The 19,560-nt window shown below is 51.6% G+C and carries 17 protein-coding genes; 13 read left to right on the plus strand and 4 right to left on the minus strand.

Translation table 11 applies throughout. The features are described 5' to 3' along the window. Nucleotides 1-218: 218 nt before the first annotated feature. Nucleotides 219-1,268 carry a 4-hydroxy-2-oxovalerate aldolase gene (gene dmpG, locus VR74_RS13450; protein ID WP_045697639.1) on the minus strand — a complete coding sequence of 350 codons (1,050 nt, stop codon included), beginning with the start codon at nucleotides 1,266-1,268 and terminating at the stop codon, nucleotides 219-221. After that, complete coding sequence (locus tag VR74_RS13455; protein ID WP_045697640.1) at nucleotides 1,268-2,215, minus strand: acetaldehyde dehydrogenase (acetylating); 948 nt, start codon at nucleotides 2,213-2,215, stop codon at nucleotides 1,268-1,270. The genes dmpG and VR74_RS13455 overlap by 1 nt, the downstream gene beginning before the upstream one ends. Before the next feature lie 110 nt (nucleotides 2,216-2,325). Here VR74_RS13455 and VR74_RS13460 point away from each other — a divergent pair, with 110 nt between their 5' ends. From VR74_RS13460 to VR74_RS13480, 5 genes are all read left to right on the plus strand, one after another. After that, nucleotides 2,326-3,099, plus strand: coding sequence for an IclR family transcriptional regulator (locus tag VR74_RS13460; protein ID WP_299950526.1), 774 nt, complete (start codon nucleotides 2,326-2,328; stop codon nucleotides 3,097-3,099). A 324-nt stretch (nucleotides 3,100-3,423) separates the two neighbouring features. Next, nucleotides 3,424-4,377: a hypothetical protein gene (locus tag VR74_RS13465; RefSeq protein ID WP_045697641.1), complete on the plus strand. Its 954-nt coding sequence runs from the start codon at nucleotides 3,424-3,426 to the stop codon at nucleotides 4,375-4,377. 72 nt (nucleotides 4,378-4,449) lie between these two features. After that, entirely contained in the window at nucleotides 4,450-6,825 is a 2,376-nt protein-coding gene (locus VR74_RS13470; RefSeq protein ID WP_045697642.1) for an MMPL family transporter, read from the plus strand. A 22-nt stretch (nucleotides 6,826-6,847) separates the two neighbouring features. Continuing rightward, complete coding sequence (locus VR74_RS13475) at nucleotides 6,848-8,830, plus strand: DUF1302 family protein (protein ID WP_299950529.1); 1,983 nt, start codon at nucleotides 6,848-6,850, stop codon at nucleotides 8,828-8,830. A 20-nt stretch (nucleotides 8,831-8,850) separates the two neighbouring features. Beyond that, nucleotides 8,851-10,152 (plus strand): DUF1329 domain-containing protein, encoded by a 1,302-nt coding sequence (locus VR74_RS13480; RefSeq protein ID WP_045697643.1) that lies wholly within the window; start codon nucleotides 8,851-8,853, stop codon nucleotides 10,150-10,152. A gap of 59 nt (nucleotides 10,153-10,211) precedes the next feature. Here VR74_RS13480 and VR74_RS13485 read toward each other — a convergent pair whose 3' ends face one another. Next, nucleotides 10,212-12,041 (minus strand): sigma-54-dependent Fis family transcriptional regulator, encoded by a 1,830-nt coding sequence (locus VR74_RS13485; RefSeq protein ID WP_299950532.1) that lies wholly within the window; start codon nucleotides 12,039-12,041, stop codon nucleotides 10,212-10,214. Nucleotides 12,042-12,340: 299 nt separating this feature from the next. Between VR74_RS13485 and VR74_RS13490 the strand changes: the two genes are divergently transcribed. From VR74_RS13490 to VR74_RS13520, 8 genes are all read left to right on the plus strand, one after another. After that, nucleotides 12,341-13,399: a 2Fe-2S iron-sulfur cluster binding domain-containing protein gene (locus VR74_RS13490; protein ID WP_045697644.1), complete on the plus strand. Its 1,059-nt coding sequence runs from the start codon at nucleotides 12,341-12,343 to the stop codon at nucleotides 13,397-13,399. Between the two features lie 42 nt (nucleotides 13,400-13,441). Then, complete coding sequence (locus VR74_RS21075) at nucleotides 13,442-13,786, plus strand: 2Fe-2S iron-sulfur cluster binding domain-containing protein (protein WP_299950535.1); 345 nt, start codon at nucleotides 13,442-13,444, stop codon at nucleotides 13,784-13,786. An 18-nt stretch (nucleotides 13,787-13,804) separates the two neighbouring features. After that, entirely contained in the window at nucleotides 13,805-14,734 is a 930-nt protein-coding gene (locus VR74_RS13495) for a catechol 2,3-dioxygenase (protein ID WP_045697645.1), read from the plus strand. A 12-nt stretch (nucleotides 14,735-14,746) separates the two neighbouring features. Continuing rightward, nucleotides 14,747-15,172 carry a heme-binding protein gene (locus tag VR74_RS13500; protein ID WP_045697647.1) on the plus strand — a complete coding sequence of 142 codons (426 nt, stop codon included), beginning with the start codon at nucleotides 14,747-14,749 and terminating at the stop codon, nucleotides 15,170-15,172. Between the two features lie 38 nt (nucleotides 15,173-15,210). Next, the gene (locus VR74_RS13505; protein WP_299950538.1) at nucleotides 15,211-16,689 is read left to right on the plus strand and encodes a 2-hydroxymuconic semialdehyde dehydrogenase; all 1,479 of its coding nucleotides are present in this window, start codon (nucleotides 15,211-15,213) and stop codon (nucleotides 16,687-16,689) included. A 10-nt stretch (nucleotides 16,690-16,699) separates the two neighbouring features. Further along, nucleotides 16,700-17,491, plus strand: coding sequence for a fumarylacetoacetate hydrolase family protein (locus VR74_RS13510; RefSeq protein ID WP_045697649.1), 792 nt, complete (start codon nucleotides 16,700-16,702; stop codon nucleotides 17,489-17,491). Nucleotides 17,492-17,563: 72 nt separating this feature from the next. Continuing rightward, nucleotides 17,564-18,334, plus strand: coding sequence for a fumarylacetoacetate hydrolase family protein (locus VR74_RS13515; RefSeq protein WP_045697650.1), 771 nt, complete (start codon nucleotides 17,564-17,566; stop codon nucleotides 18,332-18,334). A gap of 40 nt (nucleotides 18,335-18,374) precedes the next feature. Continuing rightward, complete coding sequence (locus tag VR74_RS13520; RefSeq protein WP_045697652.1) at nucleotides 18,375-18,563, plus strand: 2-hydroxymuconate tautomerase; 189 nt, start codon at nucleotides 18,375-18,377, stop codon at nucleotides 18,561-18,563. A 102-nt stretch (nucleotides 18,564-18,665) separates the two neighbouring features. On the opposite strand, the gene VR74_RS13525 is transcribed toward VR74_RS13520, so the two are convergent. Further along, a complete protein-coding gene (locus VR74_RS13525) occupies nucleotides 18,666-19,550 on the minus strand; it encodes an IS481 family transposase (protein WP_045697653.1) in 885 nt (294 codons plus the stop codon). Between the last annotated feature and the right edge of the window lie 10 nt (nucleotides 19,551-19,560).

The following is a 19,560-nucleotide window of genomic DNA, read 5'->3' on the forward strand; positions in this document are numbered from 1 at the left end:
GCCAGAAATCCTCCTTAAGCAATTTGGCCGATCTGTCTCACAGTCGCTGACGGGGAACAAGCAGATCTTGGCTTGTGATCTGGCACTCAAAATGTTCCAGGTTTGAGGGAGCAGAGCATTTCGTAAAAACATCGGAAACTCTCTGCCGGCAGTGGTGCGGACTCGTCTCAGAGCACTTCTGGGGTAATGGAAAGCTGCCCGCATACAAACACGACACACTAGGCTGAAGACGGAACTTCATTTTCTCTTTTCTTTATGATGTCGAGCGCGACGTCGATAATCATGTCTTCCTGACCACCCACCATCCGGCGATTGCCAAGCTCGACCAAAATTTCCCGCGTATCTAGATCATAATCTTTGGCCGCCTTCTCTGCATGACGCAGGAACGATGAGTAGACGCCGGCGTACCCTAGGGAAAGGGTTTCCCGATCAACGCGAACCGGGCGATCCTGCAGGGGACGGACCAGATCTTCAGCGGCATCCATCAACGCAAAGAGGTCGCAACTATGTTTCCAGCCTTTGCGATCCGCTGCAGCAATGAAGACTTCAAGTGGCGCGTTTCCGGCACCAGCGCCCATGCCTGCAAGGGATGCATCCACCCGCCGGGCTCCGTGCTGGACACCTACGATGGAGTTGGCGACGCCAAGGGATAGATTGTGGTGAGCATGGATGCCGCGTTCGGTTTCAGGTTTCAGAACTTTTTCATAGGCTTCGAGCCGCGCCACGTACCCGTCCATATCAAGTGCGCCACCACTATCGGTTACGTAGATGCACTCAGCGCCGTAACTTTCCATGAGCTTTGCCTGTTCAGCGAGTTTTTCTGGTTCGACCATATGACTCATCATGAGAAAGCCAACAGTGTCCATGCCAAGGTCTCGAGCCATGCTGATGTGTTGCTTTGATACATCTGCTTCAGTGCAATGCGTTGCGATTCTGACAGACCGAACCCCGAGAGAATAGGCGTGCTTCAGTTCTTCTATTGTGCCGATGCCCGGCAGTAAAAGAGTCGTCAGCTGTGCAGATTTGACCACATCGGCAACTGCCTCGATCCATTCCCAGTCCGTGTGAGATCCAAAGCCGTAGTTGAAGCTGGAGCCATTCAGTCCATCGCCGTGGGCGATCTCAATGGCATTGACGCCAGCGGCATCAAGAGCGCGTGCGATACCGCGAACATGGTCAATTCCATATTGGTGCCTGATCGCATGCATACCATCTCGTAAGGTGACATCCTGAATGTAAATTTGATCATTGGCCGCGTTGAATGACATTATGCTAACTCCCTTTCCATTCGGCGTGCCGCCATTTTCTCCGCCGTTGCAAGCGCGGCAGACGTCATGATATCGAGGTTGCCTGCATAGGCAGGCAGGTAGTGTGCGGCGCCCTCGACCTCGAGGAATACGCTGGTTTTGATGCCTTCAAATTCTCCAACGCCGGGAATGTACACGGGATTATTTGAACCGAAGCGTTCGAACTGGACTTTCTGTTTCAACCTGTAGCCAGGAACATACGCATTTACCTTGGCCACCATCTTTTCAATAGCCGCTTCGATCATGGATTCGTCTGCGCCACTGGAGAGTGTGAACACGGTATCGCGCATAATCATCGGTGGTTCAGCGGGGTTTAAAACGATAATCGCCTTTCCTTTTCGGGCGCCCCCGACCTTCTCAATCCCGGACGATGTTGTTTCCGTGAATTCGTCAATGTTGGCGCGCGTGCCCGGCCCGGCAGATTTTGATGCGATGGAGGCGACGATCTCCGCATAGTGGACTTCTGCGACGGAGGACACCGCAGCCACGATTGGGATCGTCGCCTGCCCCCCGCAGGTGACCATGTTGACATTTGGCGCATCAAGATGCGTCTCCCCGTTCACCACGGGGATCACGTAAGGGCCAATGGCGGCGGGAGTCAGGTCAACCATAGTTTTTCGGGCTGAAGTCACAATTTCATTGTGTCGCTTATGTGCGCCCGCCGAAGTAGCATCGAACACGATACCTATTTCTGGCCACACATCGAGTTTCACAAGGCCATCAATGCCTTGGTGTGTTGTCGCAACGCCCATTCGGGTTGCGCGGGCAAGGCCGTCCGATTCGGGATCGATCCCGACCACAGCCCCCATTTCGAGTGTCTTTGATTTTCGCAGAATTTTGATCATCAGGTCGGTACCGATATTTCCAGATCCGATGATCGCAACTTTTACCTTTTGAGCATCCGCCATCGCTTTTACCTTGCTTGCTTTTCGAGCTGCTATCTAAATTCAGAGCCTTGACAGAGCAAATGCAACCGGGCTTCAATTTCTCACAAGGTGATAATTGTCGAGCTGTGCCCATGGATACGAATAGCTGTAGTGTCGCGCCCATGTCGTCTTTTGGAAGAGCGATTGAACTCTTCCATCTTGTGCTGGAGCGCGATGGTGAGTTCGATGCAGCGCGGATGAGCCAGATCTTGGAAGTCCCACAATCAACAATCTATCGACACTTGAAGGCATTGCTCTCCAACGGCCTGCTTATTCGCTTGGGTAGAGCGAAATATGCACCGGGGCCAGCGCTGCTCCAACGGCTCGCGCCATATGATTCAAATCAAATGCTGATCGAAATTGTACGGCCCTGTTTGGATACCGTGAGCGAGAAACTGGGACTCGTCGCACATTTTGGCGTCTTCGAAAGTGAGATGGTCACATATCTCGTGAAGTCGCCACGCGACTGCGGCATCCTTTTTACGCGCGAGGGGGAACAGCTTGAGGCTTATTGTTCCGGTATTGGGAAGGTCCTGCTGGCTTATATGTCCGTCGAACGCCGGAACGCCTTCCTCTCCTGTGGGCCATTCCCACGTCTGACTGAGAAGACCATCACCGATCCGGAGCTGATAGCGAGTGAACTTCAGCAGGTTCGCGCCCAAGCCTATGCTGTCGATGATGGCGAAGTCAGGAGTGATATTTACTGCCTTGCTGTGCCGGTCATGATGGGGCGACAACAGATTATTGGAGCGGTCTCTGCTTCTGCATTCACTCGCGATGCGATCACAATTGAGCGCGGTTGGCGCCTAGCCGAGCTCCGCAATACGGCAATGCAAATTTCAGAACTTCTAGCCTCTACTTCCTAACATTTTGCGGATTCTCGATAGCGCAGTGCTAATTGTGACGGCTGGCCCGCTTTGCGAGCGGCGACCCTTCCCGATTTCATGTATTCGGAATCGTCTCACTATCGATTTGATCAAAAACGTGCCGTGATCCGAGCATAAAAGCATATTTCAATGTAACCATAGAAAGATTTATTCCTCACAACACGTTGAAAATAAAGATGAATTATTTGTTTCTCTAGCGTGCGTCATTATGGGACAAAAAATGGCATAGAAATTGCTTCCCTGCTCTCTTGAGCGCGCATTCTCTCGTTAGACAGAGATGCAGAACGCGCCAAGGGAGGAAATATGCCTGATGGGGTACGCCGGTGTGGCGCGAAGCTCACATGTCTGCTGATGCCTTTGATTTTTACGGCTGCCTGTGAGGCGCCGCTGGATCTACGTGGTGTGAAGGAATCTTATAAAGAGCCAGTATTGCGGTCGGATATCTTCCAGGATGTCGCCGTAACACCAGAGCACGCCATCTTTGTTGGTGCGCAAGGCGTAATTGTTGAATTCGAACTTTCTTCAGAGGCGTTCACGCGCATCGAGGTTGGTGAAATCCATGCGCGTTCGGACCTAATCGCTGTAGTGGCATGTGGGAACGAGGTTTTTGCACTGGGCCTGGATGGCAGCCTATGGGCGCGAAGGTCCGATGGATGGACGGGGCGCGATATCGGCACAGCCGAAACAGTGCAGTCCCTTGCTTGTGGTGAGGCAGGCAAGCTTTGGGTGTCCGCTAGCTTCGGTACGCTTCTTAGTAGTTCGGATATGGGGAAGACATGGGACGAATATTCCATGGAGGATGATTTATTCCTTACACAGATAGAATTTCCGACAGAGCGTGTGGGCTTCGCGGTCGGCGAGTTTGGCGCGGTTCTGAAAACGGAAACCGGCGGAGACGAGTGGGTTCAAATAGCCTCGCTGAGTGAGGAGTTCTACCCCTTGGCAGCTCATTTCTACAGCGCGGAGGTGGGGTGGGTTGCAGGACTCGATGGCGTGATCTTTGCGACACACGATGGAGGCTCCAGCTGGCAAAGAGAGGCGACGGAAACCTCGTCACCGATCTATCGCATATCCGAAATTGAAGGACATTTTTATGCTGCGGGCAACTCCGGCATTGTGCTTAAGCGACGGGGGACGCGTTGGCAGGCTGTAGACACCGGTTTGCAAACTTCTGGCTTCATTAGGGCGCTGGCCGGAAACGATCACGGAGTGTTCCTGGGAGGCCAGGCTCTCGCTGCGCGAATTGATGCGCCGTAAACAAGCAAACCGATATCGGGTGTGCCTCAGTACAGCCTGTACCCTAAGCGATCATCCAACAGTAGGTATTCCATGTCTCGTGTTTTGAATTTTTTACTGGCAATTGAGCGCGGTATTTTTAAGCATCGCATAATTGTGCTGTGCGCTATTCTTGCCGTAACCGGGTTCTTTGCTTCTCAGATTCCTGGCTTGAAAATGTACTCTGAGTTTTCAGATCTATTGCCGCAGAAGCATCCATATATTCAACTGCACAATCGTGTCCGCGACACGTTCGGTGGAGCGAACAATGTGATTCTAGCTGTTGAGGTTGAAGACGGAGACATCTTCACGAACGAGACGCTGTCACTGATTAATGAACTGACCTTAGCCGTCGATAGCTTGCCGAGCATTAATCACAATCTCGTAACGAGCGTGACCCATCGCACAACACGTAAAGTCTGGTTGACTGCTGAAGGTGATATCAGCTCGGAGCCATATTATGATCCGCTGAAGGACGTTTATTCTCAGCAAGAGCTTGAGCAAATCAAGCGCGATGTCCGGGCGAATCCGCGCGTCTATGGTCTGTTAGTATCACCAGACATGAAATCGGCCGTAATCAAGGGGACCTTAAATGAAGGCAGGCTGGACTATGAAGGGGTTTTCGAAGAAGTGCAGGAAGCTCGATCTCTGGAACGTGCGCACCCGAATGTAAAAATTTATGCAGCGGGACAGCCTGTGCTGGTTGGTTGGGTTCACTCCTACTTGGGCGAGGTCGGGCAAATATTTTTGATCACGACCGTGATTCTACTGAGCTTGCTGATCGTGTACTTCAGGAGCTGGTATGGCGTTCTGGTTCCAGTCATCGGGATTATGATTTCAAGCATTTGGGGCTTGGGTGTCGTAAGCTTGCTTGGCTACAACCTTGAGCCTCTGACTCTGGTTATCCCGTTTCTCATTTCGGCGAGAGCATTGTCGCACGGGATACAAATCGTTCAGCGCTACAATGGTGAGCTCAAGACGGCATCTTCCGGGAGGTTCGCTGCACAGCATACATTTGAGAGTTTGTTTCGTCCGGGCTCGCTGGGGGTTGTTTCTGACGCGATCGGCATTTTCTTGATTTCGCTTGGGTCTATCCCGATCAACACGAAACTTGCGTACTATGCTTCAATCTGGGCGCTTAGTGTGGTGGTCACGGTGCTGATCGCGGTACCGATCATCCTGAGTTTGCTTCCTACCCCCCGGCCAAAGAATCCTTCTAGCGACCCATTGTCCAAACTCACGGAAGGGATTGGCGCAATGATTGGGCGCCGGGGTGGAGCGCCTGTCGCACTTGGCGTTTGCCTTACTGTTGCTTTAGCCGGGGGTATTTTGGCCTCGCGTGTTCAAATCGGAGAATCTGAACCTGGTTCCCCGCTTCTGTATCCAAGCCATGATTACAATCAATCAGCAAAAGCGATCAATGCGAGTTTCCCAGGCTCTGAAGAGCTAATAGTGGTTGCGCGAACGGATGAGTTGGGTGGTCTGAAGCGGTCTGAAGTTCTGAGAGCAATCAGAAATCTTGAAAGCTATATGCTGCGTGATCCGGACCTTGGGGGTGTAAAGGCTCTTCCCGACTTGATCAAACAGGTCAATCGTTTGATCCACTCCGATGATCCGCGTTGGCTGCATATACCAGATGACCCTGCTTATGTGGGCGGATTGATGTTTACCTACATGGCTTCCAGCCCAATTCCGGGCGCGCTGGATGAGTTTATGTCCACGGATGAAGACCAGGCGAGCATCGTCTTCTACTACAAGGATCATCAGGGTACGACCATACGCCGCGCGACGCATATGCTGAAGACTTGGATATCAGACCCTGCAAACCGGGTCGAAGGCCTGCATTTCGATCTTGCTGGCGGCATTGTGGGTGTCACAGCGGCGAGCAATGAAGCGGCGTTCCAGACGAACTTGATCGTTCTGCCATCAGTCTTGCTTTTGATCTTTCTATTCGTCGCTGCTTTTTACTTCTCGTTGGAGGCTGGATTGCTGATGTTTGTTGCTATGACATTCGCGACGGTTTTGACCTACGCCTATATGGGTGTTGTGGGCGTCGGGATTGATACCAATACGGTTCCAATTATCGCGATCGGTGTCGGTGTCGGGATCGACTATTCGATCTATATGATGGATCGCATTCGTGAGGAGCTAAGCAAGGCTTATGGCGACCTCGAAGTTGCAATTCAAAGGGCGCTTCAATCGACGGGAACGGCGATCTGCTTCACGGCATTCACTTTGATGTGCGGCGTAATCGTGTGGAAATTTGTATCCACCCTGCGTTTCCAGGCGGACGCTGCTGTTCTGCTGAGTGTCATGCTGGTTTTGAACGCAATCGCTGCACTCGTGCTGGTTCCGGCATGGATACGCTTTTTCAAACCAAAATTCATCACTCGAGTTGCGAGTGTTCCGATCTCAAAAATTGGCCAATGACTACAAAAAGGGAGGAATAATAATGATCAAAAACATGAGGAGGAACTACGGCAAGTGGTTGACGACCAGCTTGTTCGTGGCAGCTGCATACTCATTGCCGCAGGCGATTGCGCAAGAAGAGGAATGGGATGTTGCGGGCTTTGTGGAGAATAGTACTTTTGTGCGTGACGATGTCGGTCTATCGAAGTTTCGTAACACAGCGCAATTGGAATTTGGACGTGAATTCAATACCAAAGGACTGTTCTCACAATTCTCATTTCAGGGGGTTTTGCGGGCAACGTATGACGGTGTCTATGATCTGAATTCCAGTGAGTTTGGAGAGGATTCAGGAGGGGCGGTCAGTTTTATCAATATTGGTGCTCCCGCCGGTTCCCTTGGTCCTGGATCGCCCGCCATTCCTGCGCACACGACACCCTACGGATCTTCGATCGTCACGGCGGGCACCCCAGGGCTCCCGCCGAGCAATGCGTTTGGCTTCGACACTAGCGTTAACCCAAATGCTGGCCTGGCAATTCTAGGGTCAGCCTATCACGAGCAAGGTTCCGGAGTCGTCCTTGCTTACCCAACACGTCCATGTGATGTTGACTCAAGAGGCTGTATTAACGGCTATCTTGACTATTCAAGTGATGATCTGCGTTTCTCTGAATTCAACGATAAGCTGGACTTTATTCGGGAGCTTTACGTTGATGGAACAATCCCGCTGGGCGACAATGGATCAGAGTTGGGAATTCGGCTGGGCAAGCAGCAGGTCGTGTGGGGACGAACAGACTTGTTCCGTGTCCTGGATGTGCTTAACCCCGTCGATTACTCACGACATAACATCTATGATGAATTAGAAGATATTCGGATTCCCCAATGGATGTTGTCTACAGAGGCGCGCCTTGGGCCCCAAGGGCCGTTCACGGATCTAAACTTTTCGTTCGTTTGGAACTTTGATGAGTTCCGACCTAACAATCTCGGTCAGGGGGGCACACCCTATTCCATCTTGGATGCGGGACCTTACTTCCGTGCAATGAACGTGTGCTGGGAGCTCGGCTGCACAGTCGGAAACTTTGCTGGCGGTGGCATCTCAACTGATTTTGGACCCGGGCAAATTGGCATACGCAAAGCAAATCTTCCAGAGTGGTCCTTTCAGAACACCCAGATTGGCCTGAAAATGGAGGGGGTGATAAATGATGTTGGCTTTTCGCTGAATTATATCGATTACATTTCGCAATTGCCCAGCTTGCGCGGTGGGATTCCTGCAATGAATAGCTTCACTGGCGAGACCAATGTTTTGCCATATCTTATTGCTTTCGATATCGAATTCCCACGCGTTCATCTTTATGGTGGCTCGCTGGATTTTTATGCCGACAGTATCAAGTCAGCTATTCGTGTAGAAGCTGCCTACTCGGTTGGCGAAGAGTTTGCAAATACAACCAAAGAGCGATTATTCTCTAGTAACGACGTGATCAGATATGTGATTGGCGTGGATCACAATGCCTTCTTGCCGTTTGTTGATTCTAACTCAGCAGCGCTTATTTCTGCTCAGGTCTTCGGGCAGCATATTCTTGATCATGATTTGATTGAAACGGCTGGCAGTGCAGCAGGCATTCCAAGTTTCGGGCGGGCAGGGATTCCAGATTGGAAGGAGAATTGGACGGCAACTCTCTTGGTCCGTCAGCCGCTCAAGAATGGACTTGTCAATCCTCAAGTGATCGCGGCACACGATTTTCGTGCCAATGCCACTGTAGTGTCGCCTTCAATTGAATGGCTGCTGAGTAATAGCTGGAAAGTGACACTCGGGGCCAACTTCAAGTTTGGTAAAGGTGCGCAAACGTTCGATGACTGCCGGTCATGTAATCCATTCCCGCCTTTTACAGCCACAGCTCTTCATGCCGACCCGTTTGCACCTGGTTCTGTTGGTCTGTCTGGATTCGAACCTCTAGGGCGTTTCAGGCAGGGACCGATTGGTTCAGCTACTGCAGAAGATGAACTTCAGCTGACAATTCGCTATCGCTTCTAAACCCAAAAAGGAAAAAACTGATGAAACTTTCAAGTTATCTGACAGGTGCCGCGATTGCTGTTCTGGTAGGTGGGTCGGCCGCCGCGCAGGTGGTGGACGATTCTTTCTATCCATACGCAAATGGGGCACCGACCTATAGTGGCCTCACCGCAGGCATGACTATCGATCAAAGCAATGTTGCGCAATTTTCGGAAATTCTGGATCCAGCTCTTGAAAAGCAGATCAGCGATGGTTGGCTCGCCGTGACGGTGGGTGAAACCACATCGTTCGATTTGCATCCCAACTACATCAAGGCAACTCGAGACGGCTATAAGAATGTTTCACTAGGTGACGCTGTTGGCCAGATCAACGGGTTTGTGGCAGGGCGCCCATTCCCTCAAGATCCATCGATGGATGATCCCCGCGCGGGCGAAAAACTCGCCTGGAATTTCCAGTATGGGTATAATTGGGGCGACAACGCTGCGATTGCGCCATTTTACTGGAAGTTCAAAGATCTCCAGTCAGGAAAGATTGAGCGGACAATCAAGTTCAACTTTCACTTTCTGAACTTTAAACACAGGGTAAACCAGGATCCACTGCCTGAAGTGGAAAGCAATCCAGATGACATTTTCCGGGCCATATATCTGCAGGTATTGGAACCCTTCGATCTCAAGAACACACAGCTCCTGATCTATCGCTATGCGGACGACCTAAAGCAAAGCAATGCATGGCTTTATCTTGGATTTCAGCGCCGGGTGCGTCGACTCGCGACCGGACAGGTTACAGACTCATTCTTAGGGTCGGACCTTATGATTGAAGATTTTGAGGGTTATAATGGCAGCATCTCGCAAATGAAGTGGACCTATCAGGGCACTAAGAACGTCCTTCTGCCCTTCTTCAATCACAATGATCTTGTTCTGAGTGAGGATAATGTCGAGAAAGACGGCTACAAATTTGTCGATTTTGGGGGACAAGGTGGATGTTACCCAAACGTTACCTGGCAGCTTCGCAAGGTCTATGTTCTGGAATCGGACCCCGTGGATGATAATCACCCGGTTTCCAAACGTGTTCACTACGTTGACGCTCAGACATACACCCTGCCTAGAACGTTGATTTATGATCGTAAGGGCGACCTGTGGAAAACCTTCACCATTGGTCAAGCTCATCCTGACCACCATGATCCGATCAATAAGGGCTCAGGGGTTTCGATTGATGATGCTTTCTCAATGCTGGATGTGCAGGCTGGACATTGCACAACTGGTCATTTCCGAGGACGGGTCGATTCAAAACTGAATCCGCAATCAAAGTTCACGGTCCAGAATCTGCGCGCAACCGGAAAATAGGCATAAACAGCCGTTAAACACGGCACCTCCAAACTGCGGCGCCGAAAGGCGCCGCTTTTTTACGTGTCAGCCAGATTTTCTGAGCAGCCACCGTTTATATCCAGCTTGTCCAGGCGATAGGCCAGTTGCGGACGAGTCAGACCAATTTTTCGGGCTGCGGCGGCAAGGTTACCATCGGCCTCGTCGACAGCGGCACGCAGGAGCTTCGCTTCGATCTCAGCGAAGCTTAGGCCTGAAGCTAGAAGGTTCTGCACACCAGTATCTGGCTTTTGGGTTGGCTCAGTCTGGCGTCCCTGTGCATGGAAAAGCTCGCTGAGTTCGCCATTTTCGCCCATGGAAAAAACAGAGGATAGATTATGGGACTTGCGCAAGATGAGATTGGAAAAATCGATATAGCCATCTTCTTCCGCAAGGATGACGCCGCGCTCTACCATATTCTCCATCTCGCGAATATTTCCAGGCCAATTGTAGGAGAATAGTGCCGATGTAGCTTTTTCCGAATAGCCTGTGATGGTCTTGCCATGCTTCTGGGTGAACTTTTTTAGAAAATAGTCCAGCAAGAGAGGAATGTCTGCCCGTCTTTCCCTCAGAGGGGGGATATTAACTGGAAAAACACTGAGCCTGTAGTACAGGTCTTCCCGGAAATTTCCTGCTTCTACAGCGGCTTCCAAATCGACATTTGTCGCCGCGACAACGCGGATGTCAATTTTGCGAACCTGGGTTGCCCCAACACGTTCAACTTCACCTTCCTGAAGGACGCGCAGAAGCTTGCCCTGTGACGAGAGGCTGAGCGTGCCTATTTCATCAAGAAATATCGTTCCATTTTCCGCACGCTCAAAACGCCCCGGACGCGAGGATGTGGCCCCAGTAAATGCGCCCTTTTCAACGCCGAATAATTCCGCCTCGAGAAGATTCTCAGGTATCGCGGCACAATTCACAGCGATAATCGGTTTGTCACTGCGTTTTGAACTGCGGTGAAGATATTGGGCGAAGACTTCTTTGCCGACGCCACTCTCGCCCATAAGCAAGACGGTAGCATTTGTTTGGGCAACTTTGTCGATGAAATGTTTGACAGTGCGGAAACCTGCAGATGTGCCTACAATCTGGTTGCTGGTGGACGTCTCTTTGGTTGGCAGGAAAGCCAAGGATGAGGCTATTGACGCGGATGTGTGCTGATGGTTCGGTTTCAGGGGTTCTTTCGAGTCCGTCCTATCGAGACCGGCCCCGTGAATGAAGTGCAGATCGCGGTGGACATCCTCCCACTCCTCGACCGGCTTGCCGATAATACGGCAGTGCTTGTAACCCATGCTTGTACATTCTACTTCCCGAAACAGGGCGGGTCGCCCAAGGAATGCAGAAGTAAATCCACTAGCATATCCAACTTGCATCCAGCAGGCTTCGTAGTCTGATAAGCCGTAGTCACGAATGTGACATTCGTCTTCCACACTATCGTGCCAAAGATATTCGCCAAAAAACTTGCCTTTGGCTTGGTCCATTTCGAACGCAACACATTCGACGCGTACAATCCCCAGAAGCGCGTGCATTTGCGGTCCTGTTGAAAACGCGTCGAAATCATCTCTATCGGATCGAATTTTTGTTGCAAGTTTTGCGTCAATCGTGCCCGAAAGATATCCGAGGCGGGTCAAGAGACTGCGTGCGGCGTTCATCCCGAATTCCGAAATCATTTCTCGCCGCAGTTCACCGAATGAACGGGTATGCATGAGAAACATTCGGCGATGATCAAGCCAGATCCGGCCGCTCTTGGGGTCGAAACGAAGGCGTTCGGCCAAATCTGACATGTCAGGATATTCGGAGATATTTTTATTCCCCGGCTCCAAGAATGATTTCGCGCTCACGCCTTTTGATGACTGTGTTGATCCGTTAATCATGCAGTTCCTCCCATTCCTCCATTTTGTTTTTGTCGAGTCTAACACTCGTGCAGAATTTTTACGATATGAGAGAAATTGAATACTGCCACATTATGAGAAATTAATCGTGATTGATGATTTCCGCTATCCAGGCATCGTGAAATTAAAGATGGTAAGCGGGCGAATATTTTTATCACACTGTAAAAAAAGAATTATTTTAGTCATTTATCGAAAAGTGCGATTGTCTCGTTTTGGATCAAATTTTGGCATAGAAGTTGCATTGAGAGGGATAATGAATTTAAAAAAATAATGGGGAAGGCATGTACTCACTAACAATAGACTCAATTGGCGAAGAGCTTGAGCTTGCAGAGGGGCAGACTATTCTGGACGCCATTCTGCGCGCTGGTCTGTACGTTCCCTATCAATGCGGTCATGGACTTTGCAGCACTTGTAAAGTGAAAGTACTCGAAGGCGAGATTGATCACGGCGCGGCCTCTCCGTTTGCGCTTATGGACTTCGAGCGGGATGACGGTATCGCTCTGGCATGTTGCGCTTCGGCGCTGTCTGACTTGGTCATTGAGGCAGACATCGATGAAGACGATGACGCTCTCTCTTTGCCGATCGAAGATTATGAGGCTGAAGTCCGGGATGTCGTTACGCTAACGCCGAGGATCAAGGGTGTTCGGATGAGCGTTCCGGAGACTTTCCGTTTTCAGGCAGGTCAGTATATCAATTTGCAGGTACCGGGGTGTGATCGTCCGCGCGCTTTCTCAGTGGGAAATGCGCCGCAGGAGACCGGGATTGTCGAGTTGCATGTCTCGTTGGTTGAGGGGGGCGCGGCAACGACATATATGCACGAGAAGCTCCAGCCAGGTGATAAGCTAAGGTTTGTAGCCCCAATGGGGCGTTTCTTCGTCCGCGAGTCCGAAGACAGGCCATTGATCTTCATCGCGGGTGGGTCCGGGTTGTCGAGCCCGAAGTCAATGATCCAGGATCTGCTCGCGAAAGAGTATTCGCGACCCATCTTCCTGTTTCACGGCGCTCGGCACAGATCAGAACTCTACTACGTGGATCTGTTTGAGGGGTTGTCGATGCGGTATCCTCAGTTCACCTATGTGCCAGTTGTTTCTGCCCCCTTACCTGAAGAGGGATGGGGTGGTGAGGCGGGCTTTGTGCACGAAGCCGCAAACCGAGTGTTCGATGGCAAGTTCGAAGACTATTCGGCGTATCTTTGTGGGCCGCCACAGATGATCGATGCCTCGATTACCGTGCTGATGCGGGGGCGGTGTTTCGAGAAACATATCTTTACCGAGAAATTCATTACAGAGAAGGATGCGGGAAAAGGCGGAAAGCGTTCTCCGTTGTTCAAGAGCTTGTAGATCGAAATGGGAGAGGATTCACGTACACTGAACAAGGGCCCGATGCATTTTGTGACCGTCATAAAGGACGGCCTTTCTCACGAGTTTGACTGTGCAGAAGGTGAGGATGTTTTGCGGGCCATGAAGAGAGCAAATTTGACTGTTGTTCCGGTCGGTTGTCGAGGAGGAGGCTGCGGAGTTTGCAAGGTCGAGATATTAGGAGGAGATTTTTCGGCGGGCAGAATGAGTCGGGCTCACATTACTTTCGATGATGAGCAAAGTGGTCGAGCCGCATTGGCGTGTCGAATGTATCCGCGTGGTGAAGTCACGGTGGTGCCAGTTGGCAGACTGTTCAAAAATTTGAAAGCCAAGATGGAAGAAGTTCAAAAGGTTGCAAAGCAAGATTAGTTTAAACAGGAGGAAAACATGGCTATAACAGGTGTTCTAAGACCAGGATTTGTACAATTGCGCGTTCTCGATATGGGGGAGGCGATCAATCACTACAGCCGCATTCTTGGATTGGATTTAGTCAGCCAGGAGGATGACGGGCGAGTATACTTTAAGGCAGGCCCAGAGTTTGACAGACATAGTCTCGTGCTGCGAGAAGCAGATCAACCGGGTATGGACGTTATGGGCTTCAAGGTAGCTGATGCTACGACGTTGCAGGAGTTGAATCAAAAGCTGCGAGCCTATGGGGTCCCCACGACGGACGTGCCGGCGGGCGAGCAACCTGGAGTCGGGCCGCGTGTGCGGTTCAAAGCACCAACAGGCCACATGTTTGATCTTTATGCGGATATGGAGATATCACTAAAGGGGCCTGAGACAGATAACCCCAACCTTTGGGTCATGGAACCTCACGGCGTCAAACCAATTAGATTTGATCACTGCTTGCTATATGGGGCAGACATTGATGCCACTGAGAAAATTTTCACAGATGTTCTGGGCTTCCGGCGCGCCGAATATGTTCATGCGAATGATGAAGTCAAAACGACGATTGCATTATTCCTGACCTGCTCGACAAAGGCGCACGATATTGCTTTCGTTCGCAATGAAGAAGATGGGAAGTTCCACCATGCGTCGTTCCGGGTCGAGGATTGGAATGCGATTGGCAATGCTGCTGACAGATTTGCCAGATATGATGTATCGGTCGATATTGGTCCAACCCGGCATGGTATAACACAAGGCAAGACCATCTATTTCTGGGACCCATCCGGAAATCGGAACGAGGTTTTTGCTGGAGGGTATGACTGCTATCCAGACACGCCGGTGCGGCGCTGGACTGAAGATCAGACAGGTAAGGGTATTTTCTATTATGAGAAGGAGCTCAACGATACTTTCCTGAGTGTCTACACCTGATCAGGTGGTGAGGTGATTTCGGTAACCGCATCGCCACAAATCTGCGCCGGGGCAGCCTTTGAGGTTGTCTCGGCCTCTGCTTCCAAGGCTAAGGATTTAGGCGTGTCAGTTTGTATTGCGGTCTATGCTGCGAGTGGACATGAGGTCGCATTCCTCAGGCTGGATAATGCTCCGGACATGTGTGCTGGAATTGCGCGCGACAAGGCTTACACGGCGGCGTGTTTCGGGCAGGCTACCCACGCTTGGGCTGACCTTTTGGCGGCTGAACATACCCGTGTTTTGGCGGGTTTGCAGCGAGTGCCCCGCTTCGTGACGGTTGGCGGAGGTTTACCTCTGAAAGCCGAAAAAGATTTGATTGGTGGGATCGGAGTCTCAGGCGGGAGTGAGGAACAAGACATTGTGTGTGCTGCCGCAGGTGTGCAGGTGCTGAATCAATGACTTACAACAGGCCTTTGGGCCAAAGTTTGGATGGCAACATGTTGAAGAATACAAACCCGATGGAGATTGGCCACTTTATCAACGGGAAGTACGTCAAAGGCACAAGTGGGGAAGTCTTTGAAAATAGGTCTCCTGTAGATGGCTCGCTGATCTCTCTGGTGCACGAGGCAAGACAGGACGAGGTGGATCAGGCGGTGATGGCGGCGCGGCGGGCCCTTAAGGGGCCTTGGGGCAAGATGAGTATGGCGGAGCGCAGCGCTATTCTTTACAAAGTAGCCGAGGGCATCGAAGCGCGGTTCGATGAATTTTTAAGAGCCGAATGTGCCGATACCGGTAAACCCTGGAACATGGCGAGCCATATCGACATACCGCGCGGTGCCGCGAACTTCAAAATTTTTGCCGACCTAATAAAGAACGTCCCAGACGAGGTCTTCGACATGCCGACGCCGGACGGCGCCGGAGCACTGAACTATGCAGCGCGAGGTCCCAAGGGGGTTATAGCCGTGATTTCTCCCTGGAATCTGCCTTTGTTGCTGATGACTTGGAAAGTGGGGCCCGCCTTGGCGTGCGGCAATACTGTTGTGGTCAAGCCTTCCGAGGAAACTCCAACTACCACGGCGCTTCTCGGAGAGGTCATGAATGCTGCGGGCGTTCCGGAAGGCGTGTACAATGTGGTACAGGGTTTCGGGCCAGAGAGTGCCGGAGCGTACCTCACGTCCCATCCTGAAGTTGATGCGATTACGTTCACCGGTGAAACGCGCACGGGTGAAATCATTATGCAGAGCGCAGCCATCGGTCTGCGAAACATATCCATGGAGTGCGGAGGCAAGAATCCAGCGCTCATATTTGCAGATGCTGACGTCGATAAAGCCGTCGCCGGAACTGTGCGATCCGCTTTTGTAAACTGTGGGCAAGTCTGCCTTGGAACCGAGAGGGTTTATGTTCAACGGCCGCTTTATGAAGAGTTCATCGCCAAGCTGGCTGATCAGGCGCGACAACTGGTGATTGGTCCGCCGGACGGTAAGGGCGTCAGCATGGGTCCTCTGATTTCGCTCGAACATCGCAACAAGGTGCTCTCATATTATGAGAAAGCGGTTGCTCAAGGTGCAGATGTGGTCCTTGGCGGGGGTATTCACTCTGCTGTAGAGAAATTCCCAGGAGGCGCATGGATCGAGCCGACGATATGGACCGGTGTCAAAGATACCGATGCGGTAATGAAAGAGGAAATATTTGGTCCATGCTGTAGCGTTGTGCCGTTTGATGATGAGGATGAGGCTGTCCAGCGTGGAAATGATTCCGAATACGGACTATGCGCTGCGGTATGGACCGAGAATCTTTCCCGCGCACACAGGGTGGCCGCGCAGATGGATGTCGGTCTCGTTTGGGTCAACTCATGGTTCCTGCGTGACCTGCGAACCGCATTTGGCGGCGCGAAACAGTCGGGTATTGGACGCGAGGGAGGCGTACATGGCCTCGAATTTTATACCGAGCACAAGAACATTTGCATCAAATTGTAAGGCATAAACGATGAGTTTGAATACCAAAGATCGAAATGCAGCAGCGCTCAGTTTGCGCCAGGTGTATGAAGGAGGAAACCCAGTCTCACCTTTGCGGGATCGATTTTTGGGCATTGACGTCAATGACTCGTATGCAATTCAACAAATCAACACTCAGTATTGGCTGGATCAGGGACGCACGCTTTGCGGTCGGAAGATAGGACTTACTTCAACTGCTGTGCAAGCGCAGTTGGGAGTCGACCAACCGGACTTTGGCATGTTGTTTTCGGACATGTCGTTCGCCGATGGAGAAGCGGTGCCAATTTCTCGTCTGTACCAACCCAAGATCGAAGGTGAAATTGCGTTCTACCTTGATCGCGATTTGGATGATCCTGCCATCACTTTGGCCGAGCTTGTTCGAGCGATAGCTTTCGCTCTGCCTGCCATCGAAATCGTCGATAGCAGGGTCAAGGACTGGGACATCTCGATCGTCGACACGATTGCGGACAACGCTTCATCCGGATTGTATGTGTTGGGGTCTCGCCCGGTCGCGTTGAGTGATTTTGATCATTTGGCATGTGGTATGGTAGTCGAACATCGGGGTCAGCCGGTGTCGGTGGGGGCCGGCGCGGCTTGTCTTGGCAATCCCCTAAACGCCTGTCTTTGGCTGGCGCGCAAAATGATAGAAGTAGGAGCTCCCCTGAAGGCAGGTGATTTGATCCTGTCCGGAGCGCTTGGGCCTATGGTGCCTGTGACGCCTGGTGTCTACGAACTCAGGATAAACGGTCTGGGTTCTGTCAGTGCGCGCTTTGCTGATTGTTGATGCCTCTTCAACCAATGCGTGCGTCGAATGAGTCAGAGAATATCAGAACAAGATGATGAAGGAACGGCGAGAATGAGCGACCTCAATGCGATTGCCGAGATTGTAGACACAGCAGCACATAAGGCGACTGCGATAGCCCAATTATCCGAAACGGGAAACAACATCTCGCTTGAACAGGCCTATGAGGTGCAGCGCTTGTCTATCGCACGCAGGGAGGCGCGTGGGGAGCAGGTGATCGGGGTGAAGATGGGTTTCACTTCTCGGGCGAAGCAGGTGCAGATGGGGCTCCGCGATGAGATATACGGGCATCTTACAAATTCTATGCGCGTAAGTGATGGGGGTGAAATTGATATCACAGATTATGTGCATCCACGCGCGGAGCCTGAGCTAGCCTTTCTACTAAAGAAACCTTTGTCTGGAACGGTGACATTGCTAGAGGCTATGGCGGCTATAGAGGCTGTCGCGCCGGCTATCGAGATTATCGATAGCCGCTACATGAACTTCAAGTTTAATCTACCTGATGTCGTTGCGGATAATACGTCTTCCTCCAGTTTTGTAACCGGGCCATGGCACTTGCCCGGAGGGGATTATGCCAATCTTGGCATAATCCTCGAGTTTGATGGGGAGCCTCGTCAAATCGGATCTACAGCCGCCATACTGGGGCACCCGGCGCGGGCGCTTGCGAGCGCGGCGCGTCTATGTGGGCAACACGAGATCGAATTGCAGCCAGGCTGGGTCATTATGGCAGGGGGAGCGACTGCTGCGGAGGCGCTGGCACCAGGGGATAGTGTTCGCGCTGTTGTCGAAGGTCTGGGTAGACCTGCATTCTCGGTTAAAGCGTGAGTTGCATGGTTCGGGCGGTCGAATTTGAAGGAGGGAAAGCATGCCGATAATTCAGGTTACCTTGATCGAGGGCCGTTCCAAAGAAATGAAGAAGGCGCTTGTTCGCAAGCTCACTGATGCTGCGGAAGAAGCTATCCATGCACCGCGACAATCGATTCGTGTAATCCTGAATGAAGTACCGCCCGAGCACTTTGGCGTTGCGGGCATTACTAAAGATGAACCAACCTGATTTGGCCAATTATTATTATATCGTGAAACTCCGCAGTTCAGAATTATCGCGATAATATGAACTGTAGATATGTACAATTCAGCGAGACACCTGACGGTAGAATTATAGCCGTTCTCGGAGCGCCTCGTAAGGTGTTTTTCCTCCAAAGGCTCCATGTGGTCTGGCCAAGTTATGGAAGCGCTCCCATTCGTCGAGCTTGGCTTCCAGATCGACATCGTCTTTGTACGACAACAACTGGTAGAACTCCTGCTGGTCTGATCGATGGGAGCGCTCCACTTTGCCGTTGAGCTGAGGGCTGCTCGGCTTGATGTAAACGTGGCGGATACCCTTGTCCTCGACATGCCAATGGAACTTTGCCTGGAACTCATGACCATTGTCGGTGCGTATCTGTTGGATGCGGAATGGAAACTTCTCGACGATGTGATCCACGAAATCGATGGCGCTCGCCTGAGTGTGGCGCTTGTAAACTTTCAAGGCGCACACCCGCGTGGCGTCGTCAATCGCTGTGTACTGGTAACGCTTGACCTTCTGACCCTGTTTTCCTCTGAAGATCAGGAACTTGACATCCATCTGGCCCGGCACCTGCTTGTTGTAGCGCTGGGTGTGCACCTTTCTCAATCGGGTCCCCCGAGGCAGGCGGTTCAGTCCATGACGCTTGAGGGTGCGATAGACTCCTGCGTCGGAGACTTTGATGGCGTGATAGCGCTCAAGGTACCAGACGATCCGGATCGGTCCGAGATGATACGTTCGTCGAAGATGAAGGATCTTGTCTTCGACCTCAGGTGACATCTTGTTGGGATGATTATGTGGCACAGAACGGGCGACAAGCAGGCCGGCATCATCCTTGTCTGCATGGGCTTTGCGCCATCTATAAAAGCTCGCACGCCCGATCCCGAAATACCGACATGTCTTGCTCACATCACCGTTTCTGTCGGCATGCTGCAAAACCCGAAGTTTGCGTTGAATCTCTCGCTGATCGCTGTTCATTGAAACCACC

Origin of the sequence: Hyphomonas sp. BRH_c22, assembly GCF_000961795.1 — a bacterium.
In the GTDB taxonomy this organism is placed as follows: Bacteria; Pseudomonadota; Alphaproteobacteria; order Caulobacterales; family Hyphomonadaceae; genus Hyphomonas.

Coding starts and splice junctions, on each gene's coding strand:
- dmpG (WP_045697639.1), bottom strand. CDS start 1,268: ATGTCATTCAACGCGGCCAATGATCAAATTTACATTCAGGATGTCACC.
- VR74_RS13455 (WP_045697640.1), bottom strand. CDS start 2,215: ATGGCGGATGCTCAAAAGGTAAAAGTTGCGATCATCGGATCTGGAAAT.
- VR74_RS13460 (WP_299950526.1), top strand. CDS start 2,326: ATGGATACGAATAGCTGTAGTGTCGCGCCCATGTCGTCTTTTGGAAGA.
- VR74_RS13465 (WP_045697641.1), top strand. CDS start 3,424: ATGCCTGATGGGGTACGCCGGTGTGGCGCGAAGCTCACATGTCTGCTG.
- VR74_RS13470 (WP_045697642.1), top strand. CDS start 4,450: ATGTCTCGTGTTTTGAATTTTTTACTGGCAATTGAGCGCGGTATTTTT.
- VR74_RS13475 (WP_299950529.1), top strand. CDS start 6,848: ATGATCAAAAACATGAGGAGGAACTACGGCAAGTGGTTGACGACCAGC.
- VR74_RS13480 (WP_045697643.1), top strand. CDS start 8,851: ATGAAACTTTCAAGTTATCTGACAGGTGCCGCGATTGCTGTTCTGGTA.
- VR74_RS13485 (WP_299950532.1), bottom strand. CDS start 12,041: ATGATTAACGGATCAACACAGTCATCAAAAGGCGTGAGCGCGAAATCA.
- VR74_RS13490 (WP_045697644.1), top strand. CDS start 12,341: ATGTACTCACTAACAATAGACTCAATTGGCGAAGAGCTTGAGCTTGCA.
- VR74_RS21075 (WP_299950535.1), top strand. CDS start 13,442: ATGCATTTTGTGACCGTCATAAAGGACGGCCTTTCTCACGAGTTTGAC.
- VR74_RS13495 (WP_045697645.1), top strand. CDS start 13,805: ATGGCTATAACAGGTGTTCTAAGACCAGGATTTGTACAATTGCGCGTT.
- VR74_RS13505 (WP_299950538.1), top strand. CDS start 15,211: ATGTTGAAGAATACAAACCCGATGGAGATTGGCCACTTTATCAACGGG.
- VR74_RS13510 (WP_045697649.1), top strand. CDS start 16,700: ATGAGTTTGAATACCAAAGATCGAAATGCAGCAGCGCTCAGTTTGCGC.
- VR74_RS13515 (WP_045697650.1), top strand. CDS start 17,564: ATGAGCGACCTCAATGCGATTGCCGAGATTGTAGACACAGCAGCACAT.
- VR74_RS13520 (WP_045697652.1), top strand. CDS start 18,375: ATGCCGATAATTCAGGTTACCTTGATCGAGGGCCGTTCCAAAGAAATG.
- VR74_RS13525 (WP_045697653.1), bottom strand. CDS start 19,550: ATGAACAGCGATCAGCGAGAGATTCAACGCAAACTTCGGGTTTTGCAG.